Source organism: Lacinutrix sp. MEBiC02595, from assembly GCF_053601555.1.
Genome location: NZ_JBSHNU010000061.1, coordinates 1 through 263 on the forward strand (window position 1 = coordinate 1; position 263 = coordinate 263).

Genomic DNA, 263 nt, shown 5'->3' on the forward strand with positions numbered 1-263 from the left:
ACTGGATCAACATTAACAGAAGGAACAGAGCCAACAGAGGTAACCGTACCAGTAAGTGGAACAGTTGCAGCAGGAACAGATGGTTATACTACAGCTGGAACCGTAACCGGAACCGTATATAACGATGAAGATGGTGATGGAGCACAAAATGGAACAGAAACCGGATTCACTTCTCCAGTAACTGTATTTGCTGATTTAGATGGCGATGGCGTATTAGACGCAGGCGAGCCAACAGCAACTACAGCAGCGGATGGAACCTATAT

The 263-nt window shown here is 46.0% G+C and carries 1 protein-coding gene; it reads left to right on the forward strand.

All coding sequences use genetic code 11. The annotated features are described in order from the left end of the window. Window positions 1-263, forward strand: a 263-nt coding sequence (locus ACVCZW_RS00235; RefSeq protein ID WP_452231315.1) for a hypothetical protein, incomplete at both ends; no start/stop codon positions are given.